15 protein-coding genes are annotated in these 13,989 nt (G+C 59.1%); 7 read left to right on the top strand and 8 right to left on the bottom strand.

The window, feature by feature from the left end; all coding sequences use genetic code 11:
* The first annotated feature begins 8 nt into the window (after positions 1-8).
* The 3 genes from ACR0DT_RS15825 to ACR0DT_RS15815 are packed head-to-tail and all read left to right on the top strand — an operon-like array spanning position 9 to position 1,448.
* Complete coding sequence (locus ACR0DT_RS15825) at positions 9-446, top strand: nitrate reductase cytochrome c-type subunit (protein ID WP_480711684.1); 438 nt, start codon at positions 9-11, stop codon at positions 444-446.
* 29 nt (positions 447-475) lie between these two features.
* Complete coding sequence (locus ACR0DT_RS15820; RefSeq protein ID WP_480711683.1) at positions 476-1,177, top strand: NapC/NirT family cytochrome c; 702 nt, start codon at positions 476-478, stop codon at positions 1,175-1,177.
* 13 nt (positions 1,178-1,190) lie between these two features.
* Positions 1,191-1,448: a hypothetical protein gene (locus ACR0DT_RS15815; protein WP_480711682.1), complete on the top strand. Its 258-nt coding sequence runs from the start codon at positions 1,191-1,193 to the stop codon at positions 1,446-1,448.
* A gap of 17 nt (positions 1,449-1,465) precedes the next feature.
* Here the strand turns inward: ACR0DT_RS15815 and ACR0DT_RS15810 are convergent, their stop codons facing one another.
* Positions 1,466-2,389 carry a GlxA family transcriptional regulator gene (locus ACR0DT_RS15810; protein ID WP_480711681.1) on the bottom strand — a complete coding sequence of 308 codons (924 nt, stop codon included), beginning with the start codon at positions 2,387-2,389 and terminating at the stop codon, positions 1,466-1,468.
* 97 nt (positions 2,390-2,486) lie between these two features.
* On the opposite strand from ACR0DT_RS15810, the gene ACR0DT_RS15805 reads away from it, so the two are divergent.
* The 3 genes from ACR0DT_RS15805 to ACR0DT_RS15795 are packed head-to-tail and all read left to right on the top strand — an operon-like array spanning position 2,487 to position 6,448.
* Positions 2,487-3,647, top strand: coding sequence for an acyl-CoA dehydrogenase family protein (locus ACR0DT_RS15805; RefSeq protein ID WP_480711680.1), 1,161 nt, complete (start codon positions 2,487-2,489; stop codon positions 3,645-3,647).
* 2 nt (positions 3,648-3,649) lie between these two features.
* Positions 3,650-5,665: an acetate--CoA ligase family protein gene (locus ACR0DT_RS15800; protein WP_480711679.1), complete on the top strand. Its 2,016-nt coding sequence runs from the start codon at positions 3,650-3,652 to the stop codon at positions 5,663-5,665.
* Positions 5,666-5,668: 3 nt separating this feature from the next.
* A complete protein-coding gene (locus ACR0DT_RS15795) occupies positions 5,669-6,448 on the top strand; it encodes a carnitinyl-CoA dehydratase (RefSeq protein WP_170377026.1) in 780 nt (259 codons plus the stop codon).
* Between the two features lie 4 nt (positions 6,449-6,452).
* Here the strand turns inward: ACR0DT_RS15795 and ACR0DT_RS15790 are convergent, their stop codons facing one another.
* Positions 6,453-7,694, bottom strand: a complete 1,242-nt coding sequence (locus ACR0DT_RS15790) for an acyl-CoA dehydrogenase family protein (protein ID WP_480711678.1) — start codon at positions 7,692-7,694, stop codon at positions 6,453-6,455.
* Between the two features lie 209 nt (positions 7,695-7,903).
* Here ACR0DT_RS15790 and ACR0DT_RS15785 point away from each other — a divergent pair, with 209 nt between their 5' ends.
* Entirely contained in the window at positions 7,904-8,512 is a 609-nt protein-coding gene (locus ACR0DT_RS15785) for a GntR family transcriptional regulator (RefSeq protein WP_480711677.1), read from the top strand.
* 6 nt (positions 8,513-8,518) lie between these two features.
* Here the strand turns inward: ACR0DT_RS15785 and ACR0DT_RS15780 are convergent, their stop codons facing one another.
* The 6 genes from ACR0DT_RS15780 to bioB are packed head-to-tail and all read right to left on the bottom strand — an operon-like array spanning position 8,519 to position 13,901.
* Positions 8,519-9,277 carry a methyltransferase domain-containing protein gene (locus ACR0DT_RS15780; RefSeq protein ID WP_480711676.1) on the bottom strand — a complete coding sequence of 253 codons (759 nt, stop codon included), beginning with the start codon at positions 9,275-9,277 and terminating at the stop codon, positions 8,519-8,521.
* Positions 9,274-9,894, bottom strand: coding sequence for a pimeloyl-ACP methyl esterase BioG family protein (locus tag ACR0DT_RS15775; protein ID WP_480711675.1), 621 nt, complete (start codon positions 9,892-9,894; stop codon positions 9,274-9,276). Before ACR0DT_RS15775 ends, ACR0DT_RS15780 begins: the two co-directional genes overlap by 4 nt.
* On the bottom strand, positions 9,891-11,177 hold the full coding sequence (bioA, locus tag ACR0DT_RS15770) for an adenosylmethionine--8-amino-7-oxononanoate transaminase (RefSeq protein WP_480711674.1): 1,287 nt from the start codon (positions 11,175-11,177) through the stop codon (positions 9,891-9,893). Before bioA ends, ACR0DT_RS15775 begins: the two co-directional genes overlap by 4 nt.
* On the bottom strand, positions 11,174-11,794 hold the full coding sequence (gene bioD, locus ACR0DT_RS15765) for a dethiobiotin synthase (RefSeq protein WP_480711673.1): 621 nt from the start codon (positions 11,792-11,794) through the stop codon (positions 11,174-11,176). The genes bioA and bioD overlap by 4 nt, the downstream gene beginning before the upstream one ends.
* The gene (locus tag ACR0DT_RS15760) at positions 11,791-12,924 is read right to left on the bottom strand and encodes an 8-amino-7-oxononanoate synthase (RefSeq protein ID WP_480711672.1); all 1,134 of its coding nucleotides are present in this window, start codon (positions 12,922-12,924) and stop codon (positions 11,791-11,793) included. The genes bioD and ACR0DT_RS15760 overlap by 4 nt, the downstream gene beginning before the upstream one ends.
* Positions 12,921-13,901 (bottom strand): biotin synthase BioB, encoded by a 981-nt coding sequence (gene bioB, locus ACR0DT_RS15755; RefSeq protein WP_480711671.1) that lies wholly within the window; start codon positions 13,899-13,901, stop codon positions 12,921-12,923. Before bioB ends, ACR0DT_RS15760 begins: the two co-directional genes overlap by 4 nt.
* Positions 13,902-13,989 lie beyond the last annotated feature (88 nt).

The raw sequence follows: 13,989 nt of genomic DNA, 5'->3' as shown, positions 1-13,989 counted from the left end.
GTGCCAAGATGAAAAAATCAATCGTGACAGGCGGAATTGCCCTGATCCCCGTTTTGCTCCTGAGCGGGTTCGCCCTTGCACAGTCAGCCAATGTGGAAACCCTGCGCGGGGCGGATGTAGATGAGCTTATTCCGCTCGATCAGATCCACAAGAACGTCGAAGGGCGCATGCAGCGCAACTATCGCCAGCAACCACCGCTGATCCCTCATTCGATCGAACAATATCAGATCGACGTACGTACCAATCAGTGCCTGTCCTGCCATGACTGGACCAAGGCCGGTGAACGCAACGCGCCGACCCTTTCGATGACTCACTATCTGGATCGCGAAGGCCGCGAGCTGGATCACATCGCGGGCACCCGCTATTTCTGCAACCAATGTCACGTGCCTCAGGCAGACGCGCCTGCGTTGGTCGACAACGTGTTTGAACCCTCGTCCGGCAACTAATCCAACGCATGTCTGAAAGGAGCACCAAGATGGCAGACTCCCCCGAAAAACGCGGTTGGATTGGCCGCATCTGGAACTGGATCTGGACACCCGCAGTGGCGTTCAGCTCTGGCTTTCTAATCCTGGCCGGCTTTCTGGCCGGCATCCTGTTCTGGGGTGGGTTCCACTGGACGCTGGAACTGACCAACACCGAGGAGTTCTGCACCTCGTGCCACACGATGGAGGTCAATCTGGGCGAATATCGTGAGACGATCCACTACAACAATCACTCCGGCGTGCGGGCGATCTGTTCGGACTGCCACGTGCCACATGAGTGGAACCACAAGATCAAGGCCAAAATCATGGCCGTCAAAGACGTCTATCACGAACTGGCTGGTACCATCAGCACGCCTGAAAAATACGAAGCGCACCGTCTGAGCATGGCGTCTGCCGTCTGGAAAAAGATGAAGGCGTCAGACAGCCGCGAATGCCGCAACTGCCACAACTTTGACTACATGGATTTCACCATCCAGGAGACCCGCGCCGCGTCCGAACACCAGCGCGCCATCGACGAGAACATGACATGCATCGATTGTCACCAGGGTATCGCGCATAGCCTACCGCCAAATTACCTCGAGACATATCAGAAGATCACGGATGAGCTGGCTGGCGATCCCTCGGGCTCGTTGCATCAGCAAGTGGCAGATGGCAGCAAAGAAATCCGGTCTTTCCTGACCGAACAGGCGGATTAAAAAGGGGCAAGATATGCTGGAACTTCTGGGAACAATCGGGGCCAACATCATCAGCCTTCCGGGCATTCTGGGTCTTGCGCTTGGAATGATGACGCGTCACCTGTGGCTGGGCGGTCTGATGGGGGCTGTGGTCGGCGTGCTGGAAACGTTGATCTTCGCCCATTGGAACTTTGCCAATGTTAGTATGGTCGAGCTATTGATTGCTGTCGTCATCGGCCTGTGCGCAGGTACGTTGGGTTCGGTCATCCGCATCAAGGGCGCGACGGTCTGAATCCCTCTAACCTTGTATCAATTCGGGGCCCCGTTGCGGAATGCAGTCGGGGTTCGCCCGAATTCAGCTTTGAACGCTCGCGTCATGGCGCTGGCGTTTTCATAGCCGCAGCGACTGGCGATTTCCGCGATGGATTGCTCGGTCTCCTCTGCCAGTTTCCGGGCCATAGTCAGCCGCAGGCGCCGATACAGTGCCTGCGGTGTCGTGTGTAGTTCGGCCTGAACCCGCATCTCGAGCTTCTTTTGCGAGCATCCGATTCTGCGGGCGACAACCCTGATCGCCTGCGGAGTTTCTATGTTCCCCTGCATCACCGCCAATGCACGATTAACCAGCGTATCTTCGGATTTCAAAGGCAAGGCATAGGGATCAGCCGCGCTGCGGCTCATCAGCAGATGAGCCACCTCCATCGACAGCAGCGGACCGTGATCCCTGCGGATCAGAGCCGAGGCCAGATCAAACGCGGCCATCGCCCCGGAACAGGTCAATCGGTTGCCATCTATGACAAAGCGTTCCTGTATCACTTCAACCGCGGGAAAAGCCTCTTCGAAGCGCGACAACTCATCCCAGTGAATCGTCGCGCGGTGATCGTCGAGCAAGCCAGCACGCGCCAGCAACCAGCTGCCGGTATCCAGCCCGGCCACTTGCGGATGGGTGCGTGCCGCTGCCAACAGGGCGCGCGTGGTGGCACGGGTATCCAGCGACAGGTAGCCGTAGGATGGCATCACTGCCAACACATCGCCGCTGTGATCTTGCAGCGCCCCATGCGGTGTTACGACCAGCCCGCTGGAACTTTGGACAGGTTTTCCGTCCAAAGAACAGAATCGCCAGACATACAGTGTTTGTCGCGAAAGCGAGTTGGCAGCGCGCAGCGGTTCGACCATGTTGGCCAGGCAATGGTTCGAAAACCCGTCAAACAACAGAATGTCATAGCGGTGCGACAATTTTTTCTAACCTTGCATGTTTTTCGACCAATCCTGCATGTCGCAAAACTGACCTGTGACGTTTCATTCGTCAACCACCATCCAGGGAACACACGCCATGCAATTCGGTCTGTCAGAAGAACAGGAAATGATCGTTTCGACGGTCCGCAGCTTTGTCGAGAAAGAGATCTATCCCCACGAAGACGCGGTCGAACGTAGCGGAACCGTACCGAAGGAACTGGGCGAAGAGATCAAACAGAAATGTATCGACCTTGGCTTTTACGCCTGTAACTTCCCCGAAGAAGTCGGCGGCGCTGGTCTGTCGCATCTGGATTTCACACTGGTCGAACGTGAATTGGGCCGCGGTTCCATGGCGCTGACCCACTTCTTTGGCCGCCCGCAAAACATCCTGATGGCCAGCAACGATGATCAGCGAGAACGCTATCTTCTGCCCGCCGTGCGTGGCGAACGGATGGACGCGCTGGCGATGACCGAACCGGATGCCGGATCGGACGTGCGGGGTATGAAATGCCAGGCCGTGCGCGATGGTGGAGATTGGGTCGTCAATGGCTCAAAGCACTTTATCTCGGGTGCGGAACACGCGGATTTCTTCATCGTGTTCATCGCAACCGGTGTGGATGAGACCCCCAAAGGGCCCAAAAAGAGGATCACCACTTTCCTGGTGGATCGCGGCACGCCCGGGTTCGAGGTGCGCGAGGGCTATAACTCGGTCAGCCACAAAGGTTACAAGAACTACATCCTCTATTTCGACAATTGCCGCCTGCCCGATGCACAGGTTCTGGGTGAGGTTGACGGCGGTTTTGCCGTTATGAACGAATGGCTCTATGCCACCCGGCTGACTGTTGCGGCTTTTTCGGTCGGACGCGCGCGGCGGTGCTTTGACTATGCGCTGAACTATGCGGCCGAGCGTAAGCAGTTCGGTCAACCCATCGGCAAGTTTCAGGGCGTTGGCTTTCAGATCGCCGACATGATCACCGAGATCGACGCTGCCGACTGGCTGACCCTGGCCGCCGCCTGGCGACTGGACCAAAACCTGCCATCGAACCGCGAGATCGCCTCGGCCAAGCTGTATGCCTCCGAGACGCTGGCACGGGTGACGGATACCACGCTGCAAATCTTCGGCGGCATGGGTTTGATGGATGATTTCCCGATTGAGCGGTTCTGGCGCGATGCAAGGGTCGAACGCATCTGGGACGGCACCAGCGAGATTCAGCGCCACATCATCAGCCGCGACCTGCTGCGTCCCTTGGGCGCCTAATGATGAGCAAAGATCTGAACCGGCTGCTGCGCCCGAAATCCATTGCCGTCATTGGCGGCGGGGCCTGGTGTCAGCAGGTCATCCTGCAATCGGAACGTATGGGCTATGCCGGTCACATCTGGCCGGTACACCCCAAGGCGAGCGAAATTGCGGGGCACACGGTTTTCGCCTGTCTGGAAGACCTACCACAGGCCCCGGATGCCGTATTCATCGGCATCAACCGACACGCGACCATCGAAGCGGTGCAGGCGCTGTCCGCAATGGGTGCGGGCGGAGCGGTGTGCTTTGCCTCTGGCTTTTCCGAGGCAGTGGCCGAAGATGACACGGGCGCGGACCTGCAGGAGCAGCTGCTAGCCGCCGCCGGGGACATGCCCATTCTGGGCCCCAATTGCTATGGCTTCATCAACGCGCTGGACGGGGCGCTACTATGGCCGGATCAGCACGGCGCAGCGCCGGTGGACAAGGGCGTTGCGATCCTAACGCAAAGCTCGAATATATCGATCAATCTGACCATGCAGAAACGCGCTCTGCCGATTGCCTATATGGTGACCTGCGGAAACATGGCCCAGACCAGTCAGGCCGAAATTGCCTCGGCCCTGATCGACGACCCGCGCGTAACCGCCGTTGGTCTGCATATCGAAGGGTTCAAGGATATCCGGCAATGGGAGGCATTAGCCGCCAAAGCGCATGCAAAGGGCATCCCCCTGATCGCCCTCAAGGTCGGTGCATCGGAACAGGCGCAGGCTGCAACCATTTCGCATACTGCATCTCTTGCGGGAAGCGACGCCGGAGCACAAGCGCTGCTGGAACGGTTAGGTATTCCGCGCCTGTCTGCCCTACCCGATTTCCTAGAAACGCTGAAACTGTTGCACTGCTATGGCCCATTGCCGGGCGGCAACATCGCCTCGATCAGCTGTTCAGGGGGCGAGGCCAGCCTGATCGCCGATATGGCCCATGGCACCGGATTGACCTTCCCACAATTGACCGACGACAAGAAATCCCATCTTCGCGGTGCGCTTGGGCCGATGGTCGCCTTGAACAATCCGCTGGACTACCACACCTATATCTGGCGCGACGAGGATGCGATGGCGCAGGCGTGGTCCGGAATGACGGGTGACGATATCGATCTGACCTTTTCGATTGTTGACTATCCGACCACCGACCCGACAGATTGGGTCTGCGCATCGCAGGCGGCGTTGAAGGTCCGTGCCGAGACCCGCGCACGTTTCGCCATCGCCGCGACACTGCCCGAACTTTTGCCGGAGGACGTCGCTCAAGACCTCATGGACGGAGGCGTCGTCCCTCTGATGGGTCTAAAGGAAGCGCTCAGCGCCGCCCGCGCGGCAAGTCAATTCACAGCACCCGCCGAGGCCGCAGTTTGTCTTCCCGGCACATTCGAAGCAACGCGCACATTGACTGAGGCAGAAGCCAAATTGGCGCTGGCTGAATGTGGCTTGCGTGTCCCGCAGAACCGCTCGGTTCGGGGTGCTGACGAAGCGCGCGCAGCGGTGGCAGACATGGCCGCGCCCTTCGCCGTCAAGGGCGTCGGGTTAGCCCATAAATCCGAACACGGTGCTGTTCGCCTTGGTGTCCGGGCCGAAGATGTGGCTGATGTGGTCGCCGATATCGGAACCGATGAAGTCCTGATTGAAGAGATGATCACCGGCACCGTTGCCGAGCTGTTAGTGGGTGTCGTGCGTGACCCTGCCCATGGCTTTGTCCTAACACTGGGCGCAGGCGGTGTACTGGCTGAAGTGTTGCGCGATACCGCATCACTGTTGGTTCCCAGCACATCCGACGACATCCGCGCCGCACTTGGCAAGCTGAAAATTGCCCCGTTGCTGGCGGGCTATCGCGGTCAACCTGCGGCTGATATGGATTCGATCATCACTGCAATTCAGGCCGTTCAGGCCTATGTCATGCAAAATGCCGACACGCTTGGCGAGGTCGAAATTAACCCGCTTCTCTGCACGCCTGACAAGGCCGTCGCAGTGGATGCCCTGATTAGAAAGGCCTGAGACATGGACCCGATCAAAACCCGTCGCGATGGCGCGATTCTTGAGGTGACGCTGGACCGCCCCAAGGCCAATGCCATTGATTTGGCGACCAGCCGCATCATGGGCGAGGTCTTTGCCGAGTTTCGCGATGATCCTGAACTGCGCGTCGCCATCCTCACCGGTGCGGGCGAAAAGTTCTTTTGCCCCGGCTGGGATCTGAAAGCCGCTGCCGATGGCGATGCTGTCGACGGCGATTACGGTGTTGGCGGGTTCGGCGGCCTTCAGGAACTACGCGATCTGAACAAGCCGGTGATCGCAGCGGTGAACGGGATCGCCTGTGGCGGCGGTCTGGAACTGGCTCTGTCAGCCGACATGATCCTGGCGGCTGAGCATGCCACATTCGCACTGCCCGAAATCCGCTCGGGCACTGTTGCCGATGCAGCCAGCGTCAAACTGCCCAAGCGCATCCCCTACCATATCGCGATGGAGCTGCTGCTGACCGGGCGCTGGTTCGATGCCGAAGAAGCCAATCGCTGGGGGTTGGTGAATGAAATCATCCCCGCCGATCAGCTGATGGATCGCGCGTGGGAGTTGGCGCGATTGCTGGCCTCGGGTCCGCCCTTGGTTTACGCCGCGATCAAAGAGGTCGTGCGCGACGCCGAAGACAGCAAGTTTCAGGATGCCATGAACCGCATCACCAAGCGCCAGCTACGCACGGTAGACGTACTCTATGCCAGTGAGGACCAGCTCGAAGGCGCACGGGCTTTCGCAGAGAAACGCGACCCGGTCTGGAAAGGTAAATAAGCGATCAGCGTGGCGGCGGTGTCAGCCATTGCGCTGACATCCCGAAATTGGAGTCCTTGATCTCTTGTTTTGCGATGGCCTGCAGGTGCACCTCATCCGGGCCATCCGCATAGCGCAACGCCCGCGCCCAAGTATAGCTGTCGGCCAGTGGCGTATCCGGCGTCATCCCCATAGCACCAAAGACCTGCATCGCACGGTCGGTCACGGCGGCGTGCACATTGGGTGCGACCACTTTTATCAGCGAAATCTCGCGCCGGGCCTCCTTGGCACCAACTTGATCAATCTTCCATGCGGCCCGCAGGGTCAACAAACGAGCCTGTTCTATTTCTAGCCGCGATTTCGCGATCCACTCCCGGATCACGCCTTGATCCGACAGCTGCTTGCCAAAAGTCTTCCGTTCTTGCGCGCGTTCAACCATCAGCGACAACGCCATCTCTGCGGCCCCAATCGAGCGCATGCAGTGATGGATGCGCCCCGGCCCCAACCGCGCCTGCGCCAGAGCAAACCCACTGCCTTCTTCGCCCAACAGGTTGCCGACAGGCACGCGCACATCCTTGAACAGCAACTCAGCATGGCCTTCGGGGTCATGCATATTCAGGATCGTAGGGTTGCGGACAATCTCCAGTCCGGGCGTGTCCTTGGGTACGATCACCATGCTTTGCTGTTTATGTCTGTCGGCATTGGGATCGGTCTTACCCATGACGATGAACATTCTGGTGTTCGGATGGCAGGCATTGGTGATGAACCACTTGCGACCGTTGATGATATACTCATCCCCCTCGCGCCGGATCGAGGTGGTGATATTCGTCGCGTCCGAGCTGGCTACATCCGGTTCCGTCATCGCAAAGGCCGAGCGGATTTTACCGTTCAGCAACGGCACCAGCCAGTCCTCGCGCTGCTCGGGCGAGGCGAACATGTGCAGCAGCTCCATGTTGCCCGTATCCGGCGCATTACAATTGAACACTTCCGAGGACCAACTGACCTGCCCCATCAACTCGGCCAGCGGTGCGTATTCCAGATTGGTCAGCTGCGTGCCGGGTTCATCATCACGCAAGGAAGGCAGGAACAGGTTCCACAGCCCTTCGGCCCGAGCCAGCGTCTTGAGGTCTTCCATGAAAGAGACCGGGAATTTGCCTGCCTCAAGTTCTACCTTATGGGCGCGGATACGCGGATAGATATGCGCCTGCATAAAGCGCTTCAGCTGATCGCGGTATTCCACGGCACGGGGCGATAGGGCAAAATCCATTGCGATCCCTTTTCAGACTATAACGTCAGACCATTCACCATACCCTAGACGCGCGATTGGTGTTTGTGAAACCTGCTTGCGAGCTCTAAACCCCAAGTGCCGTTAGGTCATTCCGCTTGCAGTCAAAGCCCATCTGCTCACAGCTCTGTTGCCCAACCCACTGCATGAAGGTAAGCGTCTGTGAACACGTGCAATGAACCGAGGGTCAGGTGTCCGAGCAGCAGATCAAGAAATCGGATGACATCGCCAACAAGCTGTTGACGCGGATTGTCCGTGGGGCACTGAAGCCCGGCGCAAAGCTGCGGCAGGATCTGATCGCCCGTGAATTCGGAGTCAGTCAGGTCACTGTGCGCGAAGCCTTGTTGAATCTGGCGTCAAAGGGGTTGGCAGTTGCCGTACCACGCCGGGGTATGTGCGTGGCACCAATGGACCAGAACGCCATTCAAGAGCTGCGCGTAATGCGGCGCGCCCTGGAACCGGTGGCCGTGCTGCATTCCGTCCCGAACCTGACCGCCCAGCAGATTGCCCGGATTGAGCAGGTTCACGAAGATTGCGACGGAGCCCAGACAGCGGAAGATTGGGAAGAGGCCAATCAGCACTTTCACATGGCGGTCATCGCGGCCTGCAACATGCCACGGATGATCGAAGAGATCAGGAACCTGCAAGTGCTATACACGTGGCATTTCAACAACCTGCACACTGCCAAATGGCGACAACGCGCTGATCCGGATCATGCGGCAATTTTGGCCGCCATCAGGGATCGCGACGCAGCACAGGCGCATTCGGTCATGCAGCGCCACCTGACTCGCCTGCCCTAGACAGGGTTAGATGAGCTTGCGGGCAATAATCCAAGTCGGGTTATAGGTCAGTGGAACACCGGACTTGCCGCCAAACTGCCGGACATAGTTGTTACTGAAGGCTAGCAGGCTGGACTTCGTCCACGGCTTCTGAGCACGCCCGTTTACGCCGGTTCTGCGTAGATGTTCCAACACGTTTCGGGGCGAGGAAAATTGCATCTGTTGTTCCGTCTCTCCGGCAGAAACGACGTCCAGAATGCCCTCGACCGCCGCGATCATCACTTCAGGTCCACATAGGCCAGGTGCTTTAGCCGCCGATCCAACCTGCACCAGTTCCTGATATTGCTGCTGGCCAAATCCGGAAACGGCCAACCATCCACCAGGGGCCAATGCCAGTGCCGCACGGCGCAGAAACACGGCTGGATCAGGAAGCCACTGAATCATCGACGCAGACCCGATCAGGTCGGGCCTTGCAGGCCAAGTGACCGTTTCAGCATCCCCGCACAAGAACCCGGCACCAAAGGTGGCGGCGGTCTCATACGCCTCGGGCGACAGATCGTTGACGATTAGGCTGTCAAACGCGAACTGGGTACTTAATCTCTGGGTCAAGTGGCCGGTGCCGCAACCGAACTCCAACCCCGAGGCAAACTGTGCCGGAGCGCCACCGCACTGCAAATCCTGCACCAACCGTTCAGCGATCCGCGCCTGCTGGCAGGCGGACTCGTGATACGAGCGGAAACTGCGGCTGAAACTGCGCTGAACGCGACTGGTCAACTGAACATTCATGCGACCCACTCCTGCCAGCTCTGACCGCTGGAAAAAGGCACATGAGCAGTTGGAACAGTTCGGACTGCCTCTTGTTGCCCAGCCCATGCGGCCTGTTGCGACGGAGTGGGAATAATCCGGTCCTGCCGAGGAATCCAAATCCGGTCAAACCGGGGATCAGGTGCCGGACCGCGTTCGATCACTGCGTATAGCTCGGCCTTTGTTGTGTCGATATCTATCTCGGGCGGAGTGCCACTCAGCCCGGCACGACGGCAGAACTTGGCGAAACTTGAAGGGCTCAGCTGATCCGCAGTGGCCCTGATCATGTCCGGCGCGATGCCCAATTCGGTGTCGGCCGGGTGCAATGTGCCGCTAACCGCGATCAGCCGGTCTGGTCGCGTGCCCGTCTGCGCCAGCCAATGCGCCGCCGAAGCCACGCCAAACGAGAAAGCGATCAGGGTGACGCAGTCATAATTTGAAAGATCATTCAACGGATCATCAAGCTGGGTGTAGTCATCCACAAACAAGACATCCGTATTGCCCGACAGGCCTTCGAAAGGACCAGGGCCAAGGGCCCAGCCTCCGAACACCAAAAGCACCTCAGCGGTGTCTGTACGGGACATCCAGCGCTGTTTCATGACATCCCCCGAACCAGCGATACCATGGCCGATGTCACACGGCTCAGCTCGTCCGGCGAGATTATGTAGGGCGGCATGCAATAGATGTTACGCGCGAACGGACGCAGCCAGACGCCGGTTTCCAGCGCCAATCCATGCGCCACCGATGGGTCGACCCATTCCTCCATCTCGATGACACCGATGGCACCCAACACGCGAACATCCGCCACACCGGGCAAATCGCGTGCCGGAGCCAACTCCTGCGTCATCTGCGCGGCGATGCCCGCCACTTCCGACCGCCAATCCCGGACCGAGAGCTGTTCCAGACTGGCCGCCCCCGCTGCGCAAGCCAGCGGGTTTGCCATATAGGTCGGGCCATGCATCATGACGCCTGCCTCGCTTTCGCCGATCCGGCGCGCGACGGTTTCGGTCGTGACCGTGGCCGCCAGAGTGATATGTCCGCCCGTCAGCGCTTTGCCCAGACAGAGGATGTCCGGCACGACACCGACATGGTGCAGCGCAAACAGCTCGCCCGTACGGCCAAATCCGGTGGCTATTTCATCAAAGATGATTAGCACGTCATGCGCCTTGCACATCTCATGGGCGCGTTGCAGCCAGGTCGGATGATAGAAATACATCCCCCCTGCCCCCTGCACCACGGGTTCAAGGATCAGGCCCGCGATCTGGTCGGCTTTGGTCTCTAACAGCTGCTCCAGTGCATTCAGCCCGTTCAGATCGCCATCCTCGGACCACTCCTGACCAAAGGCGATCTGCGGGCGCGGCAAAAAATGCTGAACGGACAGAGCACCGGCGAACAAGCCGTGCATCCCGTTGACCGGGTCGCAAACGCTCATCGCTTTCCAGGTGTCGCCGTGATAGCCGCCACGGATGGTGGCGAATTGAGTGCGCCCCCTACGGCCCTGCGCCATCTGATACTGCACAGCCATTTTCAGAGCCACTTCGATGGCGACCGAACCGCTGTCGCTGTAGAAAATGCGGTCCAGACCGTTGGGCAATAGCCCGATCAGCTGGCGGCCCAATTCAATCGCAGGCGAATGTGTAAGACCGCCAAACATCACATGAGGCATCTGATCCAGCTGCGCTTGCATGGCCCCGATGATGGCTGGGTGACGATGCCCATGCACGGCACACCACCAGGACGACATGGCGTCGATCATCTGCGTACCATCCTCAGCCGTCAGCCAAACCCCATCTGCCCCGGTGATCAGATGCATCGGGCCGGGTTCCAACACATTGGTGTAGGGGTGCCACAGATGACGGGCGTCAAACTCTAGCGGTGTCATAGGGCGCTCCGGATGGTTTCGACATCGATGCCAGCGAAGGCGTCGGCCAGAGTTTCACGCGATAGCTTGTCGATGAATGGCAGACGCCCCAAATGGCGGGTGTTGCACATTTCGGCGATGGTTTGTTCGACGTCCGGCTCGGCATCGCCAACGAAGGCCACACCGACCACGTCACAGCCAGCATTACGCAACGCCATCAGGGATAGGGTCGTGTGGTTAATCGTCCCCAAAGCGGTGCGGGACACCAGAACAACTGGGGCCTGCCACTGAGCAATCACATCAAGGAAAAAGACCCTGCGGTTCAACGGCACCATCAAACCGCCCGCGCCTTCGGCGACCAGAGGGCCTGATACCTGCGGCAATGTCAGGCAGGCGGGATCGATCTCAATTCCCATATCTTCGGCCGAGAGATGCGGCGAGGCAGGCATGTTCAACCGATACGCCTCGGGCAGCACTTCGGCCCCGGTCAGGGCCTTGACGGTTTCCGAGTCCGTGGCCTCTTCCAACCCCGATTGCACGGGCTTCCAATAGCGCGCGCCAAGGGCAGCAGTAAGGCCAGCCGCAAAGACGGTTTTTCCGATGCCGGTATCTGTGCCGACTACGATGACAGGGCTCATGCGGCCTCGCTTTGATGCTGAGCAAGCGTTTCAAACAGAGCAGTGATATCGGACTGCGAAACATTTCCGGTGATTGAAACACGCAGCCGCGATGTCCCACGCGGAACTGTGGGCGGGCGGATACCGCGTACATCAAATCCCTGCGCCTGCAGGGTCGCAGCCATGCTCATTGTGTACGCCTCATCCCCCAGAATGACAGGGATTATCTGGCTGTTCAGCACGTCCTGCGGTACGCCATTTCGACGTGCCTCGATATGGGCATGAGACATGCGGGCGTTTGCGGCGTCGGTCAAGCCGTTATCCGCCTGCAGATGCGCCAGCACCGCCCGCACAAGAGCTGCGTTGAACGGAGACGGCGCGGTCGCGAAAATGAACGGCCGCGCCCGGTTGATCAGTGCCTCGATCATCACTTGCCGCCCGCAGATCAGACCACCTGAAACGCCCAGCCCCTTGCCACAGGTATGCAGCGTCAACAGCTCGGCCTTCAGGCCGTGCGCCAGACCTTTGCCGCGCGGTCCGAAAACGCCGGTTGCATGAGCTTCGTCCACGACCAACACCGCATCCTGTTCCACGGCCAGATCGGACAGCGCGCTTAGCGGCGCGAGATCGCCCTCCATCGAATAGATGCTTTCCACTGCGATCCAGATTTGACCGGACCCACCCGTCGATTGCCAATCAGCAATGGCACGACGGGCGTCAGCCACATCATTATGGGCGAAGGCCCGCGTGTCGGCCCGACCCGTACGCATGCCTTCATGGGCACTGGCATGAACCAGATCGTCATACAGCATCAGGTCGCCCACAGCGGGAAGCGTCGAAAAGATCGCCTGATTGGCCTGAAACCCGCCGCCCAAAAACAAGGCAGCCTCGGCGTCGAAAAACGCGGCGGCCTCGGCCTCCAGTGCTTCGTGTTCCGAGTGGTTGCCCCGCAGCAACCGCGATCCGCCCGATCCCATCGGCACGCCGCGATCCAACGCCTTTTGTGCGGCATCTTTTACCAGCGGAGATTCCGCTAAACCCAGATAATCATTCGAGGCAAAATCCAGCCCATACCTCGGGGCCAGCACCCTGCGGCGATGCCGGGCGCCCAGCGTTTCAAGCATCGCGTTCAGGCGATCCAATGCTTTCATTCAGCAGCTTCCGCACAGCTTTGCCCGGCCACAGTTTCAGCTTCCAGCCCGAGCTTGGCAAAGAGGATCGAGTCCGTGTCTTCTTCGGGATTCTCGGCCGTCAGAAGTGTTTCCCCAACAAAGATCGAGTTCGCCCCGGCAAAGAAGCACATGGCCTGATGCTCATCGGTCATGTCGCTGCGCCCGGCGGACAGGCGAACATAGGATTTCGGCATCATGATGCGGGCGGTGGCGATCACACGTACGAACTCGATTGGATCAATCGGCTTGGCATCGGCCAGCGGGGTATCTTCCTGCGGCATCAGCATGTTGATCGGCACTGATTCAGGCGCAGGGCCCATATTGGCCAGCGTAACCAGCATATCGACGCGGTCGCCGACCTCTTCACCCATCCCAAGGATACCACCGGAGCACACTTTGATCCCGGCTTCCTGCACACGGTTCATCGTGTCGATCCGGTCGGCAAAGGTGCGGGTGGTGATCACCTCGGGGTAGTAGCGCTCGGACGTGTCGATGTTGTGGTTGTAATAGTCCAGCCCCGCGTCGCGCAGGCGAAACACCTGATTGTCGTCCAGCATGCCCAGCGTCATGCAGGTCTCCATGCCCAGATCGCGGACACCTTCAACCATGGCCACCAGCGCATCCATGTCGCGATCTTTCGGCTCACGCCAAGCTGCGCCCATGCAGAACCGAGTTGCACCGCCGTCTTTGGCCTTGCGGGCCTCGGTCAACACGCGCTGAACTTCGATGAGTTTCGAGGCCGACAGCTTTGAACCGTTGCGCGCCGATTGCGAGCAATAGGAACAATCCTCGGCGCAGCCACCCGTCTTGATCGACAGCAGCTTAGAGGTCTGGATCTTGTTGGGATCGAAATTCTCGCGATGCACTGTCTGCGCGCGAAACAACAGGTCCATCAGAGGAAGATCATATACGGCCTGCGCCGCCTCGCGGGTCCAAGTGGGGGAGGTGTTTTCCATTTTATCGATAATCTGTCCAAAACTCCATGCCTGCTATTTGTAATATCGATAAACAAAAAAACTACAACGAAAAACTCTCCCGTCAGCG

The organism is Ruegeria sp. BI11 (genome assembly GCF_056538005.1).
The sequence above is the reverse complement of the archived record's forward strand: the minus strand, read 5'-3'. Positions and strand labels throughout refer to the sequence as shown.